The sequence below is a fragment of the Bradyrhizobium sp. SZCCHNR1017 genome, assembly GCF_032381375.1.
GTDB lineage: Bacteria > Pseudomonadota > Alphaproteobacteria > Rhizobiales > Xanthobacteraceae > Bradyrhizobium.
The window spans coordinates 1121292-1143934 of sequence record NZ_JAUHIR010000001.1 but is presented as its reverse complement, the minus strand read 5'-3'; the positions used below and the strand labels follow the sequence as shown (position 1 = coordinate 1143934).

Here is a 22643-nt window from a genome sequence, read left to right as displayed (position 1 = left end):
CGTACAAGTCCCGTTCCACGCCAGCGGAGCGCGCCGGCGCGTCACCGCCGTTTGGGGCGGACCTGGATCGCCTTGAGGTAATTGACCGCGGCCTCTGCCTCGGGCCGATCGAACTGGAAGCTCGGCATGTCCTTGTGAATGGTCGACAGGCCGGCCTGCAGCCGCTGGGCGAAATCCTCGTCGTAGAGCTTGCTGTCACCGAAGGTCCTGAACGGGGGCGCGTCGGGGTGCCGGCTGGCGCCTGTGAGACCTACCGCATGGCATCGGCTGCAAAGGCTTTGCAAGAGCGCTTTTCCACGCTTCTGCTCGCTGTCCAGCGCATGGCTGGCGGTCGACGCGAACGCCAGCAGCAGGCAGGCGGACCCCATTCGTCGTCTCATGAACTCGTTCTCGCGTGTCTTGCGCCCGGCTACCAGCGGCCCTCGGCCTTGCTATAGGCATATAGGGCGATCAGCCCGATCGTCACCAGGGTCGAGCCGATCAGGACGATCCGGTCCCAGCGCAGCTGTGTCTCGTCGTCCCGCTGCAAGGTCAGCAGGGAGAACAGGGCCTTCATGGCAAAGCGGCGCATCGGATCGATCCCGGCAGCGGCCGCACATTCCGATGACGTGGGCCGGCCGCAGCTTAGCCTGCCCAATCGTTGCGCCGCCATGGCGAACATCTTGGGTCTGATGTCCGGCTTCCGGAGGGGCTCGGAAGCCGGATGCTGGAACTACCCAGCCTGTCCCATCACGACGTCTGCAACCGCCCGCGCGACTTTCGCGATCGTTGCGTTGCGATCCTCGGGAGACGCCTGTGAACCAGTCAGATAGGCCGTGACCAGAACCGGTTTGCGGCCCGGGGGCCAGAGAATGCCGATGTCGTTGGTCGTGCCGCGGTCCCCAGCGCCCGTCTTGTCGGCGACGCGCCAGTCACGCGGCACACCGGCGCGAAGCCGAGTGTCGCCGGTCTTGTTGGCGATCATCCAGTCCGTCAATCGCTGGCGCATATTCGTCGACAAGACCTCGCCAAGGAGCACGCGGCGCAGGTTCTGTAGCATGGCGGCCGGACTGGTCGTGTCGCGAGGGTCGTCGGCCAGCGCCTCGTTGAGCTCAATTTCCCAGCGGTCCAGGCGGCTGATCTCGTCGCCGATCGATCGGGCAAAACGCGTCAGACCCGCAGGACCGCCGATCTGCCGCAACAGGAGATTTCCCGCGGTGTTGTCGCTCTGGGTGAGCGCAGCTTCGCAGAGCTCGGCGAGTGTCATGCCGCGGCCGACGTGCTCCTTGGTCACCGGCGAATATGTTACGAGATCCTTCGCCTCGAACGGGACGCGCGTGTCGAGATGCAGTTCGCCGGCGTCGACGCGCTTCAGGACAGCCGCGGAAGCCAGACACTTGAACGTGCTGCACATCGGAAAGCGCTCGGCCGAGCGCAGGGCCGCCTCGAACCCGCTTTCGGAGTCGAGGACGGCGATGCCGAGCCGTCCGAGGCTCTCGCGCTCGATGCGGGCGAGTTCCCCTTCCAGATGCGCCCTTCGGTCGGCCGCCGCCTTCGCCGCAGGTGATGGCAGCCCGCTCGCCGCAGCCGCCATCCCGAGGATTCCAAAACCCAGACGCCGTCTCGTCAGCATGTTCATTCTCCAGTGACTGCGCGAACCTGCCGAACGAGGTGACGACTGACAAACGATCATTTATTCGTCGAGCCATGAGCAGAACTTGGTCATCATGCCCATCCGCAGCCATCTCCCTTTGAACGCCTTGCGGGCCTTCGAAGCATCCGCCCGGCATCTGAGCTTCACCAAGGCAGGCTTGGAGCTCAGGGTCACGCAGACCGCGATCAGTCACCAGGTGAAACAGCTCGAGCAGATGTTGGGCGCTCACCTGTTCCGGCGCCTGCCGCGTGGCCTCACGTTGACTGACGAAGCCCTGGCTCTGTTTCCCGTCCTCAACGATGCGTTCAGTCGCATCAGCGGCGCGATCGATCGCATCGAAGCGAAGGGAACCCGCGAGGTCGTGACCGTCGGCTGTGTCGGCACCTTTGCAACGGGATGGCTGTTGCAACGCCTCGACGGTTTTCGAGATGCGCACCCCCATATCGACCTGCGCCTCCTCACCAACAACAACCGCATCGATATCGCCGGAGACGGGCTCGACATCGCGCTTCGCTTCGGCGACGGATCCTGGCACGGCACTGAGGCCATCCATCTGATGTCTGCCCCGCTGTCGCCCGTCTGTCATCCCGATGTCGCGAGTCGTCTGCGCGCGCCGTCGGACCTCGCGGGCGAAAATCTCCTGCGGTCGTATCGCGCCGAGGAATGGCCATTATGGTTTGCAGTCGCGGGCGCTCCATGCCCGATGATCCAGGGGCCGATCTTCGACAGCTCCGTCGCGATGGCCGAAGCGGCCGCGCGCGGCGTCGGCGTTGGCCTGGTTCCGATCGCCATGTTCAACTGCGAGCTCGAGACGGGTCGGCTGGTCCGGCCGTTTGCGGCTGGGGTCGCCGCCGGTTCTTATTGGTTGACCTGGTTGAAGTCGAAAGAACCGACGTCCGGCATGCTTGCCTTTCGTGACTGGCTGGTCGATGCCTTGCGCGCCGATCCGCCGCGCTGACGGCCGGTCGCCACCGCGCACAAGCCGAGGGCGCGAACAGCGTCACGAGGCGCGTGAGGCGGGCGCGTTGCCGCCAGCTCAGCGCTTTACGGCGCTGCGCCGCCACTCGCGTGGCGACAGGCCGAACTGCTCGCGGAACACGCGGCCGAAATGCGAGAGGTCATTGAAGCCCCAGCAAAACGCGATCTCGCTGATCTGACGATGCGCCAGCATCGGCGAGCCGAGATCGCGCCGGCACTGCTTGAGCCGCTCGGCCAGCACGAAGCGTTGGAACGACGTCTCCTCGTCCGAGAACAGATCATTGACGTAGCGCGTCGATAGCCCGAGCTCGCGTGCGATCTCCGGCAGTGAGAGGCCGGCGTCGGATAGTCGGGTGCGGATGTGCGCCTTGATCCGATAGAGCAGCGTTGCGCGATGGCTCGAGGCGGGCAGGGGTTGTGCGCGCAGCCGCTCGGCCAAGGTCATGGCGAGCAGGTCGGCGGCCTGGTTGGCCAGAGGTTCGGCATGCTCGGGGCCGATGTGCTCGACGCGTTCGCAAAGCCTCACGATGAACTCATGGGCGAGGGGCTGGAGCGGACTGTCGGGGCCGAAGCTGATCGCCGTCACGGTCTCCGTCGGGCCGATCCGGCGCTGCAGCATCTCGCGCGGGAGCTTGAACACGATCTGCTTGAACGCGGCGTCGAACTGCAGCTCATAGGGGCGGGTCGTGTCGTAGATCGCGAACTCGCCGGGCCGGATCACGGTGTCGCGGCCATCCTGGACGACGCCGCCGATTCCCTCACGTCCGAATGCGACGAGAACGAAGTCGGCATCCGCCCGGGAGATCCGCTGCGAGGTCCGGTGCACGCGCTGCCGGTCCGAGGCAACCTCGGAGCAGACAGCCCGTCCCAACGTGGTGTGGGTCACCGAGCCGCGAAACGCGCTGCCGAGATCGGACGTGCAATCGAGCCCGACATAGACGTCGCAGACGATGTCCTGCCACCGCGCCAGCCGGCGGTGGCCCGGGCTTCCGTCGGTGGTGAACAGGATCGGCATCGCTCCGTCTCCCCCTGCACCTGTGCCGGCTTGATCTGTGGCAATGCAGCAAATTCCGGGCCGGCTGGGATCTTCGTCTCGGCCGCAGTCGAATTTTCGTTCCCTGGCAGACGAGCGCGAAAGCCGGCTGGCGTCAATAGTCGGCCCGGTCGCGGCGCCACCGCCGCGCACGGCATCAGGGAGCAGCAGCGATGGGACTGGCACATCCGAAATACAAGGTGGCGGTGGTGCAGGCGGCACCGGCCTGGCTCGACCTCGACGCCTCGATCAAGAAGACCATCGCCCTGATCGAGGAGGCGGCCGACAAGGGCGCCAAGCTGATCGCGTTTCCGGAGGTCTTCATCCCCGGCTATCCCTGGCACATCTGGATGGACTCGCCGGCCTGGTGCATCGGTCGCGGCTTCGTGCAGCGCTATTTCGACAACTCGCTGGCCTATGACAGCCCGCAGGCCGAAGCGCTGCGGGCTGCCGTGCGCAAGGCCGGGCTGACGGCCGTACTGGGACTCTCCGAGCGCGACGGCGGCAGCCTCTACATCGCGCAATGGCTGATCGGCCCGGACGGCGAGACCATTGCCCGGCGCCGCAAGCTGCGGCCGACCCATGCCGAGCGCACCGTCTACGGTGAGGGCGACGGCAGCGACCTTGCTGTGCATGATCGTCCCGACATCGGCCGGATCGGTGCGCTGTGCTGCTGGGAGCATCTGCAGCCGCTGTCGAAATATGCGATGTACGCGCAGAACGAGCAGGTGCACGTCGCCGCGTGGCCGAGCTTCTCGCTGTACGATCCGTTCGCGCCGGCGCTCGGCGCCGAGGTCAACAACGCCGCCTCGCGCGTCTATGCGGTCGAGGGCTCGTGCTTCGTGCTGGCGCCGTGCGCCACCGTCTCGCAGGCGATGATCGACGAACTGTGTGACCGGCCCGACAAGCACGCGCTGCTGCATGTCGGCGGCGGCCACGCCGCGATCTTTGGTCCGGATGGCTCTTCGCTCGCCGAGAAGCTGCCGCCGGAGCAGGAAGGCCTGCTGATCGCCGAGATCGATTTGGGCATGATCGGCATCGCCAAGAATGCCGCCGATCCGGCGGGACACTATTCGCGCCCCGACGTCACCCGGCTGCTGCTCAACAAGAAGCCGCTCAACCGGGTCGAGCAGTTCGCGTTGCCGGTCGACACGGTCACTCCCGGCGAGGCGCCATCGGCGGCTGGCTGACAGGCTTGGCGGGCGCTAGGTCCCGGCCTCCGGTTGTGCCGGCGGCGGGGCCGACCGCCGCGGCGGCCGCTGCGGACGGCCTGCCGGCGCCGCCATGCGCGGCTGCAAGGTGACGATCACCGGGTTCGGCTTGTGGTCGGTCGCCGCGCCCGTCGCTGCGTCCACACCCATGCCGATCAGGCCGCCCGCCAGGATGTTGCCGGCGAAGCCGGCCGCGCCGGTCGCCGGGATGTCCTTGGTCAACGGGATGATCTGGGTCTCGTAGCCCGGTTTTTCGATGGTGACGGAGATGTCGGCATTGCGTTTGGCGACGAACGAGCAGGGCGTCGTGCAGGTCATCGGCGCTTCGAGACCGGCGATCGTGGCTTCGGCCCCGGACGGCGTCGACGCGACACTGATCGTCTCGGTTGTACCCCGCGTTACGGACGCGCAGCCTCCCAGCGCGGCGCACAGCGCCACCAACGCTACAACTCTCATTTGGTACTGCCCCCTTCAAACCCGGGGGAACTCAAGCGCAACTGGAGCGGGACGGCAAGCGCAATCAGCATTATCCGAAGAAATTCCCGGGCGAGTTTCGCGCGAGTGTGGCTTTCACACCTGCTTTCCACGAACCTGCCGCGCGATCGCCTTCTGCGCATCGAACTCGGCGCGCCGCCGTGCCAGCTCGTCCGGCGCGAGCATGGCGGGATTGCTGTAGTCGCGCTTCCAGCCGTGATCGTCGCTCCACTGCAAAGGCGATTGCACGGTCGTGCGTGCGGCTGGTGAACTCTCGAGGACACGCAAAGCCAACTCGAGCGTGAAGGCCTGTGAGGCCGCGTCGTGCGGCTTGCCGGCGGAATTGCCCAGCGGAAAATCCGAGAACAGGAAGCGCGGCGCGGCGGCGTGCTCGACGATGTCCTTGGCGCAGCCCATGACGACGGTCGCGACGCCGTTCGCTTCGAGATGCCGTGCCACCAGGCTCACGGTCTGGTGGCACACCGGACAGTTCGGCACCAGCACGACGGCATCGATCTCGTCGGCGCGGCAGCGCGCGAGAATCTCCGGCGCATCGGTCTCGATCGTGACGCGGTGGCTGCGATTGGTCGGCGCGCCGAAGAAGCGCGGTCCGACCGCGCCGATGCAGCCTTCACCTGCCAGCCTTAGGAGCTGTGGCAGCGGAAACCAGGTGCCGGAATCCTCGGCCGAGGTGTGCGCGCGATCATAGGCGATGTGGGAAATGCGCAGGTCGTGCTGCGCCGACGTGTCGCCGTCATAGACGGAGTAGAACTTGGCGCCGCCATTATAGGGCGCGCCGGGGCCTTGATCGCCTTTGGCGGGATCGAAAGGCGCGGCCGTGGTGACAACGGTGACGCGCGACTGCGCGAGCGGCTTGCGCAAGGGATGGAACGGCGCCGACGTGTAGTGAGCCCAGCGATAGGGCGTGTCATAGCCGATCGCGAGATAGTAGTCGCGCGTGCGCGCCATGTAGGACAATGGCGCATCGCTTTCGGGCGCGAAGCCGAGTCTGTCGTCGGTCGGTGCGGTCATCCGTCGCGCTCCCTGCGGCACTCGGGGATTGCTAGCCGGCTCGTTCGCTGTGTCAAGGCGCCGCGCGGTGGAACCCCGCATGGTCTTCGGCTTTGTCTGTCGGCAGAATTCAACCATTGCACCGCGCTCACGATGCTTTCCATGGTTTCGGTTGCTCGCATTGCCTGTCTCGGCCTTGCCTTGATGCTGACCATGCCCTTGTCCGGCGTGGCGGCGGAGCAGGCCTCCGACCGTGACGCTGCCGTGCCGGCTGATCCGAAGGACGGCGCCCGGCAGGATTCGCCGCAGGAGGCTGCCAAGCCGGCAGACGCTGCGGCAGAGGGCTCGGAGAACAAGTCCGAGGAGGCCAAGGAGAGCGGTACGCGCGAGGCGATCTGCCTGATGATCGAATCCGCAGCCAAGGCGAATGATCTGCCGCTCGAATTCTTCGCTCGCGTGATCTGGCAGGAGAGCCGCTTCCAGAGCGATGCAGTCGGGCCGGTCACGCGCAACGGCCAGCGCGCGCAGGGAATCGCGCAGTTCATGCCGGGCACGGCGAACGAGCGCCAGTTGCTCGATCCGTTCGATCCGGTTCAGGCGCTGCCGAAGTCGGCGCAGTTCCTGGCCGAGCTGCGCGACCAGTTCGGCAATCTCGGGCTCGCGGCGGCGGCCTACAATGCGGGGCCGCGCCGGGTGCAGGACTGGCTCGCCGGCAAGGGGCAGATGCCCTGGGAGACCCGCAACTACGTCTCCGCCATCACGGGAGCCACGATCGATGAGTGGGCGGCCGCCGGTAACGGCGGCAAGACGCCGCCGAGTCCGCCACCGACCTCGTGTCGTCAGCTGATGGCGATGTTGAAGCGCGCGCCGAATCCGTTCGTCACGGAGCTCGAGCAGCATGTGGCGCTGTCGGCCGCGAAACCGTGGGGCGTCCAACTGGCTGCAGGCTTCGACCGCAACAAGGCGCTCGCGATGTATTCGCGGGCGATCAAGGGGCTTGGCCCGGTCATTGGCGACCGCGACCCGAGCCTGCTGTCGTCGGTGATGCGCTCGCGCGGCAACCGCGCCTTCTACCAGGTGCGGATCGGCGCCGAGACACGGGCCGAGGCCGACGCGCTCTGCAGTCGGATCCGCGAGGCCGGCGGTGCCTGCTTCGTGCTGCGCAATCGCTCCGGATAGAGCTGCCGCAGCGCGGCGTGTGGGGGATGGCTGCGCCGGACGCAGACCCGCGCGCGCCTGATGGCGGTTGACGCGAGCGGCTTTCGCCAGCCTTATCGCGGTTCGTTCCGCTGGACCGCCCGTGACACTTCCTCCGCTCGATTCGCCGCAATGGCATGGTTCACTGCGCGCCTTCGGCTGGGGGCTGCGCGCGACGTCAGCGACCATCCTGTCACTGGTGCTGTTCGTCACCTTCATCGGCATCGGCGCGCTCGCCCACGATACCCGTTTCAGCATGCTCTGGGCGATCCTGAGCACGGTGCTGGTATGGGCCGGTCCAGCGCAGATCATCCTGGTCTCCACGCTCGGCTCCGGCCAGACCATTCTGCAATCGGCGATCGCGGTCACGATGAGCGCGATCCGGCTGTTTCCGATGGTGGTGGCGGTGCTGCCCCTGATCCGCTCGCCGCAGACCAAGCGGCGGCACCTGGTGCTGATCGCCCATTTCACCGCCGTGACCCTGTGGGTCGAATGCTATCGCTTCCTGCCGCATGTGCCGCGCGAGCGCCGCATCGCCTTCTCTCGCCGCCAATCTGTCGCAGACCTTCGGCGCCGCGGTGCTCTTGCTGACGCCGCTGGCCTTCCTGTTCTCGACCCTGCGCAACGCCAGGGAGCTTGCCGACGTGCTCGCGCTCGGTCTCGGCCTCGTGCTGTATCCTCTGGCCGCCCAGCTCGACAGCGGCGTCGACATCCTGGTCAGCGGCGTCGTCGCCGGAACGCTCGCGTTCGGCGCGCACAAATGGCGCGAGCGGCGGGGGCTGGCATGAGCGACTTCATCGGCGATTGGCATGCGCTCGTGGTGCTGCTGGTGGCGGGCGTGATCCCCAACCAGATCTGGCGCCTGCTCGGACTTTGGTTCGGCAGCGGGCTCGACGAGGGCTCGGACCTGCTGATGTGGGTCAAGGCGGTCGCGACCGCCATCTTGGCGGGGGTCATCGCCCAGATCCTGGTGCAGCCGCCGGGCGCGCTCGCCAGCGTGCCTTGGGGGCTGCGCTACGGTGCCGTCGTTGCCGGCCTTGCGGCCTTCATGGCGAGCCGCCGCTCGATCTTTGCCGGTGTCGTCTGCGGCGAAGCCGCGATGCTGGCCGGCAAATGGTGGCTCGGCTGAGTTGCGCGATCTTGCGCGACCGCAATTGCGGTGAGCCGAGGTTCGGATAGATTGCCGGAAAGACGCAAGGACTCCGCAATGACCACTGATACCGATCTGCGCCCGGGAGAAGTCGCCGTCGACGCGCCACAGCCGCGCGACGCCACGCTGTATTTCATCGGCCGCATCCGCACGCCCTGGACCTCACGGCTCGAGACGCCGCGGCAGGGCAGCTTCGAGGGGCCGGTGTGCCGGCTCGAGATCTTCGAGCCCTGGGTGCCGGCGCTGCAGGGCATCGACGCCTTCAGCCACCTCCAGGTGCTGTACTGGCTCAACCGGGCGCGCCGTGATCTCGTCAAGCAGAGCCCGCGGCATCATGACGGCGAAACCCGGGGCACCTTCGCGCTGCGCTCGCCGGTGCGTCCCAATCCGATCGGCGTGTCGACCGTCCGCTTCGTCGCGTTGGAAGGCAACACCGTGCTGGTGCGCGGTCTCGACTGCCTCGACGAGACGCCACTGATCGACCTGAAGCCGGATCATTGCGCGTTCACGCCGGCGGCGAAGGGTGAGGATGACAAATAGGACCGACGGATCCGGATGTCGAAGGTGAACAAGCGGCCGCAGAAGACGGTGACGGCTCAGGATGCGATCACGGCGGACCTCGTCGCCGTGCTGGTGGCGGTGACCGACGGGCACCCGAAGATCATGACGATCGAGCATGCTGCGGCGCTTCCGAGCGGACCGTTTCAGTTCGCGCACCGCTCGCTGCAGATGGGCCTGCGCGCCTGGGTCGAGGCGCAGACCGGCCATCCGCTCGGCTATGTCGAGCAGCTCTACACCTTCGCCGACCGCGGTCGCGGCGGCGATCCCGACGCGCCGCACCGCATCTCCATCAGCTATCTCGGTCTGACCCGCGAGGAGGAGGGGCGTGAGGGCGCGGATGCGCAATGGTCGTCGTGGTACGACTACTTCCCGTGGGAGGATCATCGCGACGGACCGCCGACGATCCTGGCCAAGATCATCGCGCCGAAGCTGAAGGCCTGGGCGCGAGCCGCCGACCAGCCGGCGCTGCAAAAGACGAGATGGCAGCGCGCCGCCATCACCTTCGGTCTCGACGGCCGCGAGTGGAACGAGGAACTGACGCTGCAGCGCTATGAGTTGCTGTATGAGGCGGCGCTGATCCCCGAGAGCGTGCGCGAGAAGGGGGCCAGCCAGCCGATGCTGCCCGGGCGCGCCATGATCGGTGATCACCGTCGGATTCTCGCCACCGGCATTGCCCGCCTGCGCGCCAAGATCAAATACCGGCCGGTCGTGTTCGAGTTGATGCCGGAAGAATTTACACTGCTGCAATTGCAGCGCAGCGTCGAGGCTCTCGCCGGCCGGCTCGTGCACAAGCAGAACTTCCGCCGCCTCATCGAGCAGCAGGAACTGGTTGAAGAGACAGGCGCAATTGCTGCCGACACGATTGGCCGGCCGGCCAAGCTGTTTCGCTTCCGGCAGGGGGTGCTGGCCGAGCGGGCGGTGGTCGGAACCAAGCTGCCGCTCTCGCGATCTTGATCTCCCGCTCTTGACACAGCTTATGCTCAGGATAAGTATAAGCCATCTTATGCTCACGGAGAGTATAAATGGTCGATCTTGTCCTGCCCGCCGTCGCGCCGAATGCATCGCTTGCTGAGCGTCTGAGCCGGGTGATCCCGCCGCCGGAATGGGCTGTCTTCGAGGACGATGTCGAAGCCATTCTGGCGCTGAAGCGCCGGCGCAATGCCGTGGTGCTGGCGCACAACTATCAGACGCCCGAAATCTATCACGGCGTCGCCGACATCGTCGGCGACAGCCTCCTGCTGGCGCGCGAAGCGACCAAGGTCGATGCCGAGGTGATCGTGCTCGCCGGCGTCCACTTCATGGCCGAGACCGCCAAGCTGCTCAATCCCGACAAGACCGTGTTGATCCCCGACGTAGAGGCGGGCTGCTCATTGGCGGAGTCGATCACCGCCGACGACGTGCGGCTGATGCGCGCGCGCCACCCGGGCGTGCCCGTGGTCGCCTATGTCAACACGTCGGTGGCGGTGAAGGCCGAGTCCGACGTCTGCTGCACCTCCGGCAACGCGCGCGCGGTGGTCGAGTCGCTCGGTGTCGATCACGTCATCATGCTGCCGGATGAATATCTCGCGCGGAACGTCGCCGCACAGACGAAGGTGAGGATCACGGCCTGGAAAGGGCATTGCGAGGTGCATGAGCGCTTCAGCGCCGAGGACGTCCGCACGCTGCGCGACAACCATCCTGGTGTCACCGTGCTCGCCCATCCGGAATGTCCGCCAGAGGTCGTGGCGGAGGCGGACTTCGCCGGCTCCACCGCGGCGATGTCGGACTTCGTCGGGGCAAGAAGGCCGGCCCGGGTGGTGCTGCTGACGGAATGCTCGATGAGCGACAATGTCGCCGTGCTCCATCCTGACATCGAGTTCATCCGCCCCTGCAATCTGTGCCCGCACATGAAGCGGATCACCCTGAAGAACATCCGTCATGCGCTCGAGACCAACACGCAGGAGGTCACGATCGATCCCGCGATGGCCGAGCGCGCGCGGCGCGCAGTGGAAAGGATGCTGGCATCATGAGCATCGATGTTTCGAAGTTGATCGGCCGTCCCGTGATCATCGGCGGCGGTGCCGCAGGTCTGATGACGGCGCTTGCGCTTGCGCCCGAGCCGGTCGTGCTGTTGTCGAAGTCGCCGCTCGGCGCGGAGGCGTCGAGCATGTGGGCGCAGGGTGGACTGGCTGCGGCGGTTGGCGATGACGATGATCCGGGGCTGCATCTGAAGGACACGCTCGCCGCCGGAGCCGGATTGTGCGGCGAGGCCGCCGCGCGCCGCATCATCGATGCTGCGCCGGCCGCGGTCGAGCGCCTCGCGCAGCTTGGCGTTGCGTTCGACCGAGGTGCGGATGGACGTTGGCGTCTGGGCCTGGAGGCCGCACACAGCCGCAACCGGATCGTGCATGCGACGGGCGACGGCACGGGACGCGAGATCATGCGCGCGCTGATCGCGGCTGTCAGGCGTTGTGCTTCGGTGACCTTGCTCGAAGGCGTCGAGGCGCGCCGGCTGATCGTCAATGACAACGCGATCCAGGGCGTGGCTGCGGCGCGCGGCGACGAAGCTCTGATCCTCGCCACGACACGCGTCGTGATCGCAACCGGCGGCATCGGCGGCTTGTTCCTCGACAGCACCAATCCGGCCGGTTGTTTCGGCCAGGGCCTCGCGCTGGCGGCGCGGGCCGGGGCCGTGCTGTCCGATCTCGAATTCGTGCAGTTTCACCCCACCGCGTTCGACGGACCGTCGCGGCCGCTGCCGCTGCTCACCGAGGCGATCCGCGGCGATGGCGCCGTCCTGATCGACGACACCGGCACGCGCTTCATGGCCGACGAGCCCGGCGCTGAGCTGGCGCCGCGCGACGTGGTGGCGCGGGCGGTATGGCGCCGCCGTGCGCAAGGCCGCCGCGTGTTCCTCGATGCGCGCGAAAAGCCGGGCAAGGATTTCGCCGCGCGCTATCCCGTGATCAGCGCGTTCTGCCGCATGGCGGGCATCGACCCCGCGCGCGATCCGATCCCGGTGCGGCCGGCCGTGCACTATCATATGGGCGGCATCGCTGTTGACACGATGGGACGCAGCACGGTCGAGGGATTGTGGGCCTGTGGCGAGGCCAGCCGCACCGGCCTGCACGGCGCCAACAGGCTCGCCAGCAACTCGCTGATGGAAGCGATCGTCTGCGCGCAATGGGTGGCCGAAAGCGTGGCCGGCGCGCCGCAGCGTGCGGGCAAGCCGTGCGCGGTGGCTGCCATTCCGCCGGGGTCCGATCCGTCGGCCGCACGGCCGCTGCTGTCGCATGCGCTGGGCGTGATGCGCGAGCATCGCACGATCGCGGCTGCCGTCAGCGGCCTGCTTCCACTGGCAGAGCAGGCCGGGTCCATGGCTGACCCGGCGCTGGTCGGCCTGATGCTTGCGGTCGCGGCCCATGCGCGGGAGGAGAGCCGCGGCGCGCATTTCCGCAGCGATCGTCCGGGCACGCTGCCCGTCGCGCAGCCATCCAGCCTCACTCTGCCCGAGGCGATCGCGGTTGCCCGCGACATTGTCGAGGCCGAGCAGACGCCGTTCAGGAGCGCAGTGCCATGACTCTCAATCCTCTCTCGCCCTTGCTCTACGAGCCGCTGGTGCGCATGGCGCTGCTCGAGGATCTCGGCCGCGCCGGCGACATCACCACCGATGCCATCGTCCCCGCCGAGCAGCGCGCCTCGCTGAAGCTGCGGGCGCGCCAGCACGGGGTGATCGCAGGCCTCGATGTGGCGCGCTGCGCCTTCCAGACCGTCTCGCCGGACGTGCGCATGGAGATCGTGCGACCGGACGGCAGCGTCGTGACGCCGGGAGACGCGATCGCGACCATCAGCGGCCCGGCACGGGCGCTCCTGACCGGCGAGCGCGTGGCGCTCAACTTCCTCTGCCGCTTGAGCGGGGTCGCCAGCGCGACGGCGTCCCTGGTATCGGCGGTGAAGGGGACGAAGGCGCAGATCGTCTGCACCCGCAAGACCACGCCGGGCCTGCGCGCGCTGGAGAAATATGCGGTGCGCGCTGGAGGCGGCGGCAATCACCGGTTCGGGCTCGATGACGCCGTCCTGATCAAGGACAACCACATCGCCATCGCCGGCGGCATCAAGGCTGCCATCACGCGCGCAAAGGCCCATGCCGGCCATCTCGTCAAGATCGAGGTCGAGGTCGACACTCTGGCTCAGCTCGAGCAGGCGCTGACGCTGGGCGTCGATGCGGTGCTGCTCGACAACATGACGCCGGCGGAGCTCGAAACCGCGGTCGGCATGATCAGCGGCAAGGCCATCTCCGAAGCCTCGGGCCGGATCACCGTGGAGACCGCGCCCGCGATCGCCGCGGCCGGCGTCGACCTGATCTCGGTCGGCTGGATCACGCATTCGTCGGCCGCGCTCGACATCGGGCTCGACGAGGCCTGATCAGCCCTTCAGCGCCGCAATCAGCTTGGCGGCGTTCTCCTCCAGCACCTTCGGATCTTCCTTGCGGCTCGCCGGTGGCAGCAGGGAATCGCCGTTGTGGCGAGGCATGATGTGGACGTGCAGGTGGAACACCATCTGGCCGCCGGCATGCTCGTTGAACTGCTGCACCGTGATGCCGTCGGCGGCGAACGCGGTCTTGGCGGCGCGGGCGATGGTGCGCACGGCACGGCCGACGTGGAGATAGTCCTCCTCGGTGATGTCGAGGATGTTGCGTGCGGCGGCCTTCGGGATCACCAGGGTGTGGCCGGGCACGCGCGGCATGATGTCGAGGAACGCCAGCACGTGGTCGTTCTCATAGACCTTGGTGCAGGGGAATTCGCCGCGCAGGATCTTCGCGAACGGATTGTTGGGATCGTAGGCGGTCATGGGCAGTCCCTTAAGCGGTTCCTCTTGGTGCGCCTTACTCTCACCGGCGCGTGTCGCCGGTCAAGACGGCTCGTCCATGCCTTTCCGGAACGGGGCGGATTCGGCGAGCTCGCGGCCGGCTTCCTCGACATAGGCGCGCTCGCGCTTGAGATAGTCGTCAATGGCCCGGCGCAGGCCGCGGTCGGCGATGTAGTGCGCGGAGTAGGTGGTCTGCGGCAGGTAGCCGCGCGCGATCTTGTGCTCGCCCTGAGCGCCAGCTTCGACGACTTGGAGCTTGTGCTGGATCGCAAAGTCGATCGCCTGGTAGTAGCAGACCTCGAAATGCAGGAACGGGTGGTGCTCGATGGCGCCCCAGTTGCGCCCGAACAGCGTGTCCGAGCCGATGAAGTTGATCGCGCCGGCGATCCAGCGGCTCTCGCGCTTGGCCATGACCAGCAGCACGTCGTCGGCCATGCTCTCGCCGATCAGCGAGAAGAACTTGCGGTTGAGATACGGCCGGCCCCACTTGCGTGAGCCGGTCTCCATGTAGAATTCGAAGAATGCGTCCCAGGCGTCCTCGGTGATGTCCTTGCCGGTCAGCCAATGGATGGTGATGCCGGCGGCCAATGCGTCGCGCCGCTCGCGCTTGATCGCCTTGCGGTGGCGCGAATTCATCGTCGCCAGTAAATCGTCGAAGTTGGAAAAACCCTGATTGTGCCAGTGGAACTGCTGGTCGGTGCGTTGCAGGAAGCCCTGCGCGGCGAGCAGCTCCCATTCGGCCTGCCGGGCGAAGGTGACGTGGACCGAGGACGCCTCGCTGATCCCGCACAGCGCCTTCAGTCCCTGGGCGAGGGCATTGCCGATCATGTCCCGGTCCTGGTCGGCGCGGATCAGCAGCCGCGGCCCTGTGGCCGGCGTGAACGGCACCGAGACCTGCAGCTTCGGATAGTAGCGCCCGCCGGCCCGCTCATAGGCATCGGCCCAGCCGCGGTCGAAGACATATTCGCCCTGCGAGTGGGACTTGAGGTAGCACGGCACGACGCCGAGGACCTCGTCACCCATCTTCGCCACCAGATGGCGCGGCGCCCAGCCGGTGCGCAGGGTGGCCGAGCCGGAGGCTTCGAGCGCCGAGAAAAACGCGTGTGAGATGAACGGATTGTAGGCGCGGCCGCAGGCGGAAGATGAGCCGGGACTGACGCGGCCCTCGGGATTGGCACAGGCGTCCCATGCTGCGGCCGGGACCTCGTTGATCCCGGGAACGGCTTCGAGCGTGATCTCAGGCGATGCCATCGAATCCTTGTCAAACGGGCCGGCACGGCACGCCCCGGCCGGGACGCCCCAGATGCCACGCCCTGAAGATCGTGCATCGCAGCAGCGAGTTCAAGGCCGGCGTCACGTCCCCGGCGTAAACCCCTCGAAGATCATCTGATCCGCATAGCGGGCTGCGGCGGCACGCTGCTCAGGGGTGCGGACGGTCCAAGTCAGCAGCGGGCAGCCGAACACGTTGCGCGCGATCCAGGGGGCAGGCGCAGGCAGCTGCTCGATCCAATAGGCGACGAAATGCGGCTGGCTGCTGAAGCCATGCTTGAGATGCAGCATGCTGTCGCGCTGCGCCTGGGTCAGCTTGGCCCAGTAGCCGTCCTCGTACCTGCGCTGCGCGACGATGCCGCGCGTCAGCGTCGGCATGGTCTCGCGCAAGGCGCGGACCTGGTCCGGATCGAACGACATCCCGACCACCGGGCCGGAGTAGGACGCCAGCACCTCGGCCATGCGCCGGACCAGCCGGCGATCGCCCTGGAACGTGCTCTTGACCTCGATGACCAGCGGCACGCGCCCGGCGATCAGGTTGCAGAGGTCGCCGAGCGTCATCATCTGCTCGTCGGTCTGCTTGAACTTGATCGCTTTCAGCTCTGCCGCGGTCTTCTCGATCAGCGGGCCGGTGCCCTCGGTGAGGCGGCCGAGATCATAGTCGTGATGCACCATGGCCTCGCCATCGGCCGACAGCTGGATGTCGCATTCGATGGCGAAGTTGCCGGCCACGGCGCCGCGTGCGGCGGCCGGCATGTTCTCGATGATGCCGCGATCAGCATCGTGCAGGCCGCGATGGGCGACGGGGCGGGCCGTCAGCCAGTCAGGTGCGCGCATTCGCCCCGTCCGTTTTGCTGGCGCATGATCTCGTCGGAAAACCGCCGCGCACTATTCCGGATCATGCGCTCTCTCTCACTCAACCTCGAACACGCCTTCGACTTCCACCGCCGCGTCCGACGGCAGCGCCGACACGCCGACGGTGGTGCGGGCGTGCCGGCCCTTGTCGCCGAACGCTGCGACCATCAGGTCGGAGGCGCCGTTGAGCACCTTGGGCCCGTCGAGGAAGTCGGGCGCCGAATTGACGAAGCCGCCGAGCCGGACCACGCGCACGACCTTGTCGAGATCGCCGACCGCCGCCTTCACCTGCGCCAGCAGGTTGACGCCGCAGCCTTTCGCGGCCGCATAGCCGTCCTCGATCGACACGCCGCCGCCGAGCTTGCCGGAGGCGATCATCTTGCCGTCGGCGCCGAGGCAGACCTGGCCCGACACGAACAGCAGGTTGCCGGTGCGCACGAACGGGACGTAATTGGCCACCGGCGCCTTTGGTGCCGGCAGTGTGATGCCCTGTGCCGCCAGATTCTGTTCAACCGTACCCGCCATCTCGAATCCCCGTTCTGTCGCCTGAAAGCCGGTCCCGTGCCGGACCGAGGCCCTGTTTGGCGCAGTTGCCAGTGACATGCAAGCAGCCAGCACCGACGCGATTCCGGCGCTTTAAGCGCACGTTTCCGTGAGACAGCCGCAGTTGCGACGCAATGCAGCGATCTCTAATGTGACGGTTCAGCGATACGTCCTCCGAGGAAAACTCATGGCTCATTCGTTCCGACTGTCGATGGGAGCGCTCGCCGTCGCGGCGATCACGTTCGGTCCGGCGCAGGCCGGGGCGGCTGTGCCGTTCCTGCCGCATCAGGCGCTCTATGACCTGAGCCTGGTCAAGTCGCGCGGCTCGAGCCCCGTCAACAGCGCGCGCGGTCGCATCCTCTACAATTTCTCTGGCAACGCCTGCAACGGCTACACTTCGGAATTCCGCCAGGTCTCGGAGCTCGATCTCGGTGAGGGCAAGGTGACCCTGAGCGACCTGCGCTCCACCGCGTGGGAGGACGGCGCCGGCAAGAGCTACCGCTTCAAGATCGACTCGCGCATGAACGAGCAGGCCTCCAGCCCGGTCGACGGTATCGCCGAGCGCACCGGCGATCACATCACCGTCAAGCTCAAGCAGCCCGAGGCGAAGACCTTCACGCTCGACGGCTCGACCGTGTTTCCGACCGAGCAGATTCATCGCATCATCGCCGCCGCGCGCGAGGGCAAGTCGCTGCTCGAGCTGACGGTCTATGACGGCTCGGACAATGGCGAGAAGGTCTACAACACGCTGACCGTGATCGGTGCGCCGGTGCCGGCCGACAAGGCGGCCGCCAAGCCCGACGCCTCGACCGACAATGACGAGATGAAGAAGATGACGCGCTGGCCGGTGACGGTCAGCTATTATGACCGCGACGCCAAGCGGGCCGAGGGCGAGCAGACGCCGGTTTACGCGATGTCGTTCGAGCTCTACGAGAACGGCGTCTCGCGCGCGCTCGTGCTCGACTACAATGATTTCGTCATCGCCGGCGCGCTTGGCAAGTTCGACGTCAAGGACGTGAAGGACGGCAAGCCCTGCAGCAATTGACCGGGGCATCATTCCGTCTGCTCCGGGCCGTCATAGGCGATGCCGCGGATGACCGCGGCCTGGCCGAACTTCTTGCGTAGCGCATCGATCGCGCGCTCGGCCGAGGCCGAGCGGCGGTCGAGCATGTCGGTGTCGGAGGCCTCCGAGCCCGGGCGCAGCGCGCTGACACCTGCGCCCATCAGCCGGAACGCCGTGCCGTCGGTCTCGCGCGCCAGCATCTCCTTGCAGATTGCGAAGATCTTGCCGGCGAGCTGCGTCGGCGCCGCGATCGATTGCGAGCGCGTTCGTTGGCGGAAGTCCGCGGTCTTCAGCTTCAGCGTTATGGTCGACCCGGCGAGCTGGCTCGCCTTCAGCCGTGCCGACACCTTCTCCGACAGCCGCCACAGGGTCTTTTCCAGGGTCGCGTAGTCGCGGATGTCGGTGTCGAAGGTGGTCTCGCTGGAGATCGTCTTGGCGCCGCGATCAGCGACGACCTTGCGGTCGTCGATGCCGCGCGCCAGCCGCCACAGCCTGCGGCCGTCACCGCCGAACTGCTTCATCAGCTCGATCTCGTCGGCACGCTGCAGGTCGGCGATGGTGCGGAAGCCCTGGTTCGCCAGCCGCTGCTGCGTGGCGGGGCCAACGCCGAAGATGAAGCCGACCGGCTTGTCGGCCAGCATCTGCCGTGCCTCGTCCTGGTCGAGCGCGGCGAAGCCGCGGGGCTTGTCGAGATCGGAGGCGATCTTGGCGAGGAACTTGTTGCAGGACAGCCCGACCGAGACCGTGATCCCGATGCGCTGCTCGATCTCGCGGGCGAAGCGCGCCAGCACCTTTGCCGGGATCATGCCGTGGACGCGCTCGGTCCCGGACAGATCCAGGAACGCCTCGTCGATCGACAGCGGCTCGACCAGCGGCGTCAGCGCCTGCATGGCCTGCCGGACCTCGCGGCCGACGCGGACATATTTCGCCATGTCCGGGGGAATCACGACCGCCGCGGGACACAGCTCCAGCGCCTTGAACATCGGCATCGCCGAGCGCACGCCATAGGTGCGGGCGATGTAGCAGGCGGCCGACACCACGCCGCGCTTGCCGCCGCCGATGATGACGGGCCGGTCGGCGACCTCGGGATTGTCGCGCTTCTCGACGGTTGCATAGAACGCGTCACAGTCGATATGGGCCAGCGTCAGCGCGGGCAGGGCGCGATGGCGGACGAGGCGCGGCGAGCCGCAGACCGTACAGCGGCGCGCGCCATCATCGAGGTCCGTCAGGCAGTCGCGGCAGAAGCAGGCCGGCCCGGCGACCGCGCGCGACCCGCTCGCTGGCGCTACTTCGGTCACGGCACGTCGCGCTCCCACTGCCGGTCGCCCAATACCTGCCGTGCAGCCATGATATTGGTCGGATGTAACTTGGAGTGGGCGGCAAAAGCCTTTACCGTCTCGTCGTCGCGCAGCACGAAATCGAGCACGCTGACCAGGAAATTGGGGTCGGCGGCCGAGGATCGCAGCGTCTCCGGCCCAATCCCGGTCTCGGCCAGGAAGCGGCCCAGCCGCTCCGGTTCGCCGGCCAGGAAGCCGAGGGCCTGAACTGCAACGATTTCAGCGACTTCGCGCGGATTTCGAACGGGCTTTTTCAACGGCGGATTTGCCTTTCCGTTAACTTGTCGGCTCTACTTTGCGCCATCATGCCCGAGTCTTCGGAATGGGTTCAAGCAAGTGGAAACCATCTCGGGGAAAGATCGAATACCGACTTAACGGCTTAGAACGAATCTGGGGCTAGTTTGAATTAGATGAGTAGCGGTGGACAGGCGTCCGCCAGAGGACATGCCGGTGTCAGTGATTCGGAGGGGCGGATGGGCAAGACCGTCCTGATCGTGGAAGACAATGAGCTCAACATGAAGCTCTTCCGCGATCTGTTGGAAGCCCACGGGTACCAGACGTCCGGTACGTCCAGCGGCGTGGAGGCGCTCGACATCGTGCGCCGGACCCGCCCCGATCTGATCCTGATGGACATCCAGCTGCCGCAGGTCTCGGGCCTGGAAGTGACGAAATGGATCAAGGACGATCCGGATTTGCGTGCCATCCCGGTGGTGGCAGTGACGGCCTTTGCCATGAAGGGCGACGAGGAGCGCATCCGCGAGGGTGGCTGCGAAGCCTATCTTTCCAAGCCGATCTCGGTCGGAAAATTCATTGAAACGGTACGCCGCTTTATCGGCTAAGGAGTTTCTGCAGTGTCCGCGCGTATCCTCGTCGTCGACGACGTCCCGGCCAACGTCAAGCTGCTGGAGGCGCGGCTGTCGGCCGAATATTTCGACGTGCTGACCGCCGCGAACGGCGCCGAGGCGCTGCAGATCTGCCAGCGCGCCGAATGCGACATCATCCTGCTCGACGTCATGATGCCGGACATGGACGGCTTCGAGGTCTGCCGCCGGCTGAAGTCGAATCCGGCCACGCATTTCATTCCGGTTGTCATGGTGACGGCGCTCGACAGCCCGTCCGACCGCGTGCGCGGCCTGGAGGCCGGTGCCGACGACTTCCTGACCAAGCCCGTCTCCGACGTCGTGCTGATCGCGCGCGTGCGCTCGCTGACGCGGCTGAAGATGATGACGGACGAGCTGCGCATGCGCGCGCTGACCTCGCTCGAGATCGGCGTGCAGGCGCCCGAGCGCAACGCGGTTGCCGACGCCGGCAAGGGCGGGCGGGTGCTGCTGGTCGACGACCGGCCGTCGTCCTACGAGCGGCTCGGGCCGATGCTGGCGACCGAGCATGCCATCGACGTCGAGACCAATCCCGCCGAGGCCGTGTTCAACGCCGCCGAAGGCAATTACGACCTCGTCATCGTTTCGCTCGACCTGAACGATTACGACGGCCTGCGGCTGTGCAGCCAGCTGCGCTCGCTGGAACGCACCCGGCAGGTGCCGATCCTCGCGATTGCGGAAGCCGAGAACAATTCGCGGCTGCTGCGCGGCCTGGAGATCGGCGTCAACGACTATCTGCTGCGTCCCGTCGACAAGAACGAGCTGCTGGCGCGCGCCCGCACCCAGATACGCAAGCGCCGCTACACCGACCATCTGCGCGACAACGTCCAGAACTCGATCGAGATGGCGATCACCGACGCGCTGACGGGCCTGCACAATCGCCGCTACATGGAGACGCATCTTTCGACGCTCGCCGACCAGGCCGCGAGCCGTGGCAAGCCGCTGGCGCTGATGATGCTCGACATCGACTACTTCAAGTCGATCAACGACAATTACGGCCATGATGCCGGCGATGACGTGCTGCGCGAGTTCGCCATGCGCGTGCGCAAGTCGATCCGCGGCATCGATCTCGCCTGCCGCTATGGCGGCGAGGAGTTCGTCATCGTGATGCCCGAAACCGACCTGCACGTCGCCGGCATGGTCGCCGAGCGCTTGCGGCGCTCGGTCGCCAACGAGCCGTTCTCGGTGCACAAGGGCGAGAAGCGCATCGAGGTCACGACCTCGATCGGGCTGTCGACCCTGGAGCAGAAGGGCGAGCCGATCGCCGACGTCATGAAGCGCGCCGACAATGCGCTCTACCGCGCCAAGAACGAGGGCCGCAACCGCGCGGTGGCGATCGCCCCCGTGCATCAGCCGGCGCCGTTCCTGCCGCAAGCCGCCGGCCGCGGCCGCTAGAGGGCAGGGCGGTGGAGCCGTCGGATCGTTGCTGCGCCTACGATGGTCGTGAGTAGCCGCAACCGTCTCCCCACGTCATTCCGGGGCGCGCATAGCGCGAGCCCGGAATCCATACTCCCGATCGTGGTTATGGATTCCGGGCTCGCCCTCCGGGCGCCCCGGAATGACGGTGAGCTCTGGGCAGCCTGCTTCAGCACACATGAGATCCCATCCTCGCCGCGCCTCCGCGCCCGAGCTGTGCCATTGAAAACCCTCTTCGAGAACAGAGGGCGCAGGGAAGGCCGGGTGCAGGTCGCACCCATGGTCCGCGTGCAGAAAGAAAGCACGCGGCAGAACCACAGGTACGAGCCGGACATCCGGCCCTCCCTGCGCGATGGCTTTACGGCTTACTCCGCGCTCTCCCCGGGGACCGGCGTTCTTGCCCCCGTCGCGAGCGCGCTTCGTCGCAGCGCCCGCTTGGCCTCAGCATCGGGAGGCCAGGACCACACGGCTTCACCGTGCGCATCAGGATGTTCGTCGGCGCGGACAAGCCACGCTGCAACCCGACACGCCCACCGCAGCCCACCTCACGCTCGTGACGATCGCGATGCGCCCCTCTTGGCGAGGTGGGATGTGCAGGGGGATAGCATGAATTCTGGAAAAGCGAAAGTAAAAAATTGCGATCTGGATAGCCGGCGAGAGCGATCTCGTTGAAAGCGTTCGAAAAGTTAGTCTTCGGCGCAGGACCGTCTCGGGGGCGCTCGATGGGAAGATCGCTTCCTCATCTCAATGCTTCAGGATGGACCCCTGATGATCAGGCCGATGCTGATCGGCCCTACGAACTTCAGGCGTCTCATGTTAGCTTAGTTGCGGCGTTGCTCTCTGGTTAGGGAAAAGGCATGAAGCCGCTTCGCATGGGTGTTTTGACCGGCGTGCTGATGTTGTGTGGAGTCTTGGTCCTCGAAGCGCTCGGTGTGCAGACCAACCTTTTGATTTTCATGGTCATGGGAGGCGTTTCGGGCTCGCTGGCTGACATCTTGGATCGGTTCATGGCGGGGCGCGGTACGTCGCGCTGGTCAGCGCGCAAGGCCGGATGGTTGTCGACTCATTCCGATGTATCTCGGACGAGAGAGCGTCTGATGTTTGTGGAGTGTGCCCGATGTGGACATTTCAGCTGGTAGTCCGCACTCCGTAGGGCGGATCAGCGCGCCGCTTCACGTTCGCCGCA

General features: G+C 66.6%; 25 protein-coding genes and 1 pseudogene. 14 read left to right on the top strand and 12 right to left on the bottom strand.

Annotated elements, in window-relative coordinates; all coding sequences use genetic code 11:
- Nucleotides 1-41: 41 nt before the first annotated feature.
- From QW863_RS05370 to bla, 3 genes are read right to left on the bottom strand one after another with little or no spacing between them, the layout of a single operon-like run.
- On the bottom strand, nucleotides 42-368 hold the full coding sequence (locus tag QW863_RS05370; RefSeq protein ID WP_315718375.1) for a cytochrome c: 327 nt from the start codon (nucleotides 366-368) through the stop codon (nucleotides 42-44).
- 41 nt (nucleotides 369-409) lie between these two features.
- Entirely contained in the window at nucleotides 410-661 is a 252-nt protein-coding gene (locus QW863_RS05365) for a hypothetical protein (RefSeq protein WP_315754573.1), read from the bottom strand.
- A gap of 51 nt (nucleotides 662-712) precedes the next feature.
- The gene (bla, locus tag QW863_RS05360; protein ID WP_315718377.1) at nucleotides 713-1612 is read right to left on the bottom strand and encodes a class A beta-lactamase; all 900 of its coding nucleotides are present in this window, start codon (nucleotides 1610-1612) and stop codon (nucleotides 713-715) included.
- 94 nt (nucleotides 1613-1706) lie between these two features.
- On the opposite strand from bla, the gene QW863_RS05355 reads away from it, so the two are divergent.
- Nucleotides 1707-2591: a LysR family transcriptional regulator gene (locus tag QW863_RS05355; protein WP_315718404.1), complete on the top strand. Its 885-nt coding sequence runs from the start codon at nucleotides 1707-1709 to the stop codon at nucleotides 2589-2591.
- Between the two features lie 78 nt (nucleotides 2592-2669).
- Here QW863_RS05355 and QW863_RS05350 read toward each other — a convergent pair whose 3' ends face one another.
- Nucleotides 2670-3626, bottom strand: a complete 957-nt coding sequence (locus tag QW863_RS05350; RefSeq protein ID WP_315718378.1) for a helix-turn-helix domain-containing protein — start codon at nucleotides 3624-3626, stop codon at nucleotides 2670-2672.
- Between the two features lie 191 nt (nucleotides 3627-3817).
- Between QW863_RS05350 and QW863_RS05345 the strand changes: the two genes are divergently transcribed.
- Nucleotides 3818-4834 (top strand): carbon-nitrogen hydrolase family protein, encoded by a 1017-nt coding sequence (locus tag QW863_RS05345; RefSeq protein WP_315718379.1) that lies wholly within the window; start codon nucleotides 3818-3820, stop codon nucleotides 4832-4834.
- A 15-nt stretch (nucleotides 4835-4849) separates the two neighbouring features.
- Here QW863_RS05345 and QW863_RS05340 read toward each other — a convergent pair whose 3' ends face one another.
- Both QW863_RS05340 and QW863_RS05335 read right to left on the bottom strand, forming a co-directional pair.
- Nucleotides 4850-5311: a PEGA domain-containing protein gene (locus QW863_RS05340; protein WP_315718380.1), complete on the bottom strand. Its 462-nt coding sequence runs from the start codon at nucleotides 5309-5311 to the stop codon at nucleotides 4850-4852.
- Between the two features lie 114 nt (nucleotides 5312-5425).
- On the bottom strand, nucleotides 5426-6361 hold the full coding sequence (locus QW863_RS05335) for a glycine reductase (RefSeq protein ID WP_315718381.1): 936 nt from the start codon (nucleotides 6359-6361) through the stop codon (nucleotides 5426-5428).
- A gap of 192 nt (nucleotides 6362-6553) precedes the next feature.
- Between QW863_RS05335 and QW863_RS05330 the strand changes: the two genes are divergently transcribed.
- The 8 genes and pseudogenes from QW863_RS05330 to nadC all read left to right on the top strand — a co-directional run bounded on the left by QW863_RS05330 (nucleotide 6554) and on the right by nadC (nucleotide 13652).
- Nucleotides 6554-7519: a transglycosylase SLT domain-containing protein gene (locus QW863_RS05330; RefSeq protein ID WP_409977993.1), complete on the top strand. Its 966-nt coding sequence runs from the start codon at nucleotides 6554-6556 to the stop codon at nucleotides 7517-7519.
- A 121-nt stretch (nucleotides 7520-7640) separates the two neighbouring features.
- Nucleotides 7641-8325: pseudogene (locus tag QW863_RS05325) on the top strand (AzlC family ABC transporter permease).
- Nucleotides 8322-8666: an AzlD domain-containing protein gene (locus QW863_RS05320; protein ID WP_315718383.1), complete on the top strand. Its 345-nt coding sequence runs from the start codon at nucleotides 8322-8324 to the stop codon at nucleotides 8664-8666. Before QW863_RS05325 ends, QW863_RS05320 begins: the two are co-directional and overlap by 4 nt.
- A 78-nt stretch (nucleotides 8667-8744) precedes the next feature.
- Complete coding sequence (tsaA, locus tag QW863_RS05315; RefSeq protein ID WP_315718384.1) at nucleotides 8745-9227, top strand: tRNA (N6-threonylcarbamoyladenosine(37)-N6)-methyltransferase TrmO; 483 nt, start codon at nucleotides 8745-8747, stop codon at nucleotides 9225-9227.
- Nucleotides 9228-9242: 15 nt separating this feature from the next.
- Complete coding sequence (locus QW863_RS05310; protein WP_315718385.1) at nucleotides 9243-10202, top strand: NrtR DNA-binding winged helix domain-containing protein; 960 nt, start codon at nucleotides 9243-9245, stop codon at nucleotides 10200-10202.
- A 68-nt stretch (nucleotides 10203-10270) separates the two neighbouring features.
- Nucleotides 10271-11257: a quinolinate synthase NadA gene (gene nadA, locus QW863_RS05305; RefSeq protein ID WP_315718386.1), complete on the top strand. Its 987-nt coding sequence runs from the start codon at nucleotides 10271-10273 to the stop codon at nucleotides 11255-11257.
- Complete coding sequence (locus QW863_RS05300) at nucleotides 11254-12807, top strand: L-aspartate oxidase (RefSeq protein WP_315718387.1); 1554 nt, start codon at nucleotides 11254-11256, stop codon at nucleotides 12805-12807. Before nadA ends, QW863_RS05300 begins: the two co-directional genes overlap by 4 nt.
- Nucleotides 12804-13652 (top strand): carboxylating nicotinate-nucleotide diphosphorylase, encoded by an 849-nt coding sequence (gene nadC / locus QW863_RS05295; RefSeq protein ID WP_315718388.1) that lies wholly within the window; start codon nucleotides 12804-12806, stop codon nucleotides 13650-13652. Before QW863_RS05300 ends, nadC begins: the two co-directional genes overlap by 4 nt.
- Here the strand turns inward: nadC and QW863_RS05290 are convergent, their stop codons facing one another.
- The 4 genes from QW863_RS05290 to QW863_RS05275 form a co-directional block, all read right to left on the bottom strand.
- On the bottom strand, nucleotides 13653-14078 hold the full coding sequence (locus QW863_RS05290; protein WP_315718389.1) for an HIT family protein: 426 nt from the start codon (nucleotides 14076-14078) through the stop codon (nucleotides 13653-13655). It abuts the gene before it with no gap.
- 60 nt (nucleotides 14079-14138) lie between these two features.
- Nucleotides 14139-15347, bottom strand: coding sequence for a GNAT family N-acetyltransferase (locus QW863_RS05285; protein WP_315718390.1), 1209 nt, complete (start codon nucleotides 15345-15347; stop codon nucleotides 14139-14141).
- Between the two features lie 102 nt (nucleotides 15348-15449).
- The gene (locus tag QW863_RS05280; RefSeq protein WP_315718391.1) at nucleotides 15450-16202 is read right to left on the bottom strand and encodes a glycerophosphodiester phosphodiesterase; all 753 of its coding nucleotides are present in this window, start codon (nucleotides 16200-16202) and stop codon (nucleotides 15450-15452) included.
- Nucleotides 16203-16277: 75 nt separating this feature from the next.
- The gene (locus tag QW863_RS05275) at nucleotides 16278-16745 is read right to left on the bottom strand and encodes a RidA family protein (RefSeq protein ID WP_315718392.1); all 468 of its coding nucleotides are present in this window, start codon (nucleotides 16743-16745) and stop codon (nucleotides 16278-16280) included.
- A 205-nt stretch (nucleotides 16746-16950) separates the two neighbouring features.
- Between QW863_RS05275 and QW863_RS05270 the strand changes: the two genes are divergently transcribed.
- The gene (locus tag QW863_RS05270) at nucleotides 16951-17808 is read left to right on the top strand and encodes a cell envelope integrity EipB family protein (protein WP_315718393.1); all 858 of its coding nucleotides are present in this window, start codon (nucleotides 16951-16953) and stop codon (nucleotides 17806-17808) included.
- Nucleotides 17809-17816: 8 nt separating this feature from the next.
- Here the strand turns inward: QW863_RS05270 and QW863_RS05265 are convergent, their stop codons facing one another.
- Nucleotides 17817-19124 (bottom strand): DNA polymerase IV, encoded by a 1308-nt coding sequence (locus tag QW863_RS05265; RefSeq protein ID WP_315718394.1) that lies wholly within the window; start codon nucleotides 19122-19124, stop codon nucleotides 17817-17819.
- On the bottom strand, nucleotides 19121-19420 hold the full coding sequence (locus tag QW863_RS05260) for a DUF3572 domain-containing protein (protein WP_315718395.1): 300 nt from the start codon (nucleotides 19418-19420) through the stop codon (nucleotides 19121-19123). Before QW863_RS05260 ends, QW863_RS05265 begins: the two co-directional genes overlap by 4 nt.
- Before the next feature lie 216 nt (nucleotides 19421-19636).
- On the opposite strand from QW863_RS05260, the gene QW863_RS05255 reads away from it, so the two are divergent.
- The 3 genes from QW863_RS05255 (at nucleotide 19637) to QW863_RS05245 (ending at nucleotide 22596) form a co-directional block, all read left to right on the top strand.
- A complete protein-coding gene (locus QW863_RS05255; protein ID WP_008964019.1) occupies nucleotides 19637-20002 on the top strand; it encodes a response regulator in 366 nt (121 codons plus the stop codon).
- Between the two features lie 12 nt (nucleotides 20003-20014).
- On the top strand, nucleotides 20015-21436 hold the full coding sequence (locus tag QW863_RS05250) for a PleD family two-component system response regulator (RefSeq protein WP_315718396.1): 1422 nt from the start codon (nucleotides 20015-20017) through the stop codon (nucleotides 21434-21436).
- 878 nt (nucleotides 21437-22314) lie between these two features.
- Entirely contained in the window at nucleotides 22315-22596 is a 282-nt protein-coding gene (locus tag QW863_RS05245; protein WP_315711331.1) for a hypothetical protein, read from the top strand.
- The last annotated feature ends 47 nt before the right edge of the window (nucleotides 22597-22643 follow it).

What these genes read in the sequence shown, in the direction of transcription:
- nadA (WP_315718386.1), top strand. Translation starts at nt 10,271, where the DNA reads ATGGTCGATCTTGTCCTGCCCGCCGTCGCGCCGAATGCATCGCTTGCT.
- QW863_RS05245 (WP_315711331.1), top strand. Translation starts at nt 22,315, where the DNA reads ATGAAGCCGCTTCGCATGGGTGTTTTGACCGGCGTGCTGATGTTGTGT.
- QW863_RS05330 (WP_409977993.1), top strand. Translation starts at nt 6,554, where the DNA reads ATGCCCTTGTCCGGCGTGGCGGCGGAGCAGGCCTCCGACCGTGACGCT.
- QW863_RS05310 (WP_315718385.1), top strand. Translation starts at nt 9,243, where the DNA reads ATGTCGAAGGTGAACAAGCGGCCGCAGAAGACGGTGACGGCTCAGGAT.
- nadC (WP_315718388.1), top strand. Translation starts at nt 12,804, where the DNA reads ATGACTCTCAATCCTCTCTCGCCCTTGCTCTACGAGCCGCTGGTGCGC.
- QW863_RS05270 (WP_315718393.1), top strand. Translation starts at nt 16,951, where the DNA reads ATGGCTCATTCGTTCCGACTGTCGATGGGAGCGCTCGCCGTCGCGGCG.
- QW863_RS05365 (WP_315754573.1), bottom strand. Translation starts at nt 661, where the DNA reads ATGTTCGCCATGGCGGCGCAACGATTGGGCAGGCTAAGCTGCGGCCGG.
- QW863_RS05275 (WP_315718392.1), bottom strand. Translation starts at nt 16,745, where the DNA reads ATGGCGGGTACGGTTGAACAGAATCTGGCGGCACAGGGCATCACACTG.
- QW863_RS05345 (WP_315718379.1), top strand. Translation starts at nt 3,818, where the DNA reads ATGGGACTGGCACATCCGAAATACAAGGTGGCGGTGGTGCAGGCGGCA.
- tsaA (WP_315718384.1), top strand. Translation starts at nt 8,745, where the DNA reads ATGACCACTGATACCGATCTGCGCCCGGGAGAAGTCGCCGTCGACGCG.
- QW863_RS05255 (WP_008964019.1), top strand. Translation starts at nt 19,637, where the DNA reads ATGGGCAAGACCGTCCTGATCGTGGAAGACAATGAGCTCAACATGAAG.
- QW863_RS05300 (WP_315718387.1), top strand. Translation starts at nt 11,254, where the DNA reads ATGAGCATCGATGTTTCGAAGTTGATCGGCCGTCCCGTGATCATCGGC.
- QW863_RS05320 (WP_315718383.1), top strand. Translation starts at nt 8,322, where the DNA reads ATGAGCGACTTCATCGGCGATTGGCATGCGCTCGTGGTGCTGCTGGTG.
- QW863_RS05290 (WP_315718389.1), bottom strand. Translation starts at nt 14,078, where the DNA reads ATGACCGCCTACGATCCCAACAATCCGTTCGCGAAGATCCTGCGCGGC.
- QW863_RS05370 (WP_315718375.1), bottom strand. Translation starts at nt 368, where the DNA reads ATGGGGTCCGCCTGCCTGCTGCTGGCGTTCGCGTCGACCGCCAGCCAT.
- QW863_RS05350 (WP_315718378.1), bottom strand. Translation starts at nt 3,626, where the DNA reads ATGCCGATCCTGTTCACCACCGACGGAAGCCCGGGCCACCGCCGGCTG.
- QW863_RS05285 (WP_315718390.1), bottom strand. Translation starts at nt 15,347, where the DNA reads ATGGCATCGCCTGAGATCACGCTCGAAGCCGTTCCCGGGATCAACGAG.
- QW863_RS05340 (WP_315718380.1), bottom strand. Translation starts at nt 5,311, where the DNA reads ATGAGAGTTGTAGCGTTGGTGGCGCTGTGCGCCGCGCTGGGAGGCTGC.
- QW863_RS05355 (WP_315718404.1), top strand. Translation starts at nt 1,707, where the DNA reads ATGCCCATCCGCAGCCATCTCCCTTTGAACGCCTTGCGGGCCTTCGAA.
- QW863_RS05335 (WP_315718381.1), bottom strand. Translation starts at nt 6,361, where the DNA reads ATGACCGCACCGACCGACGACAGACTCGGCTTCGCGCCCGAAAGCGAT.
- bla (WP_315718377.1), bottom strand. Translation starts at nt 1,612, where the DNA reads ATGCTGACGAGACGGCGTCTGGGTTTTGGAATCCTCGGGATGGCGGCT.
- QW863_RS05280 (WP_315718391.1), bottom strand. Translation starts at nt 16,202, where the DNA reads ATGCGCGCACCTGACTGGCTGACGGCCCGCCCCGTCGCCCATCGCGGC.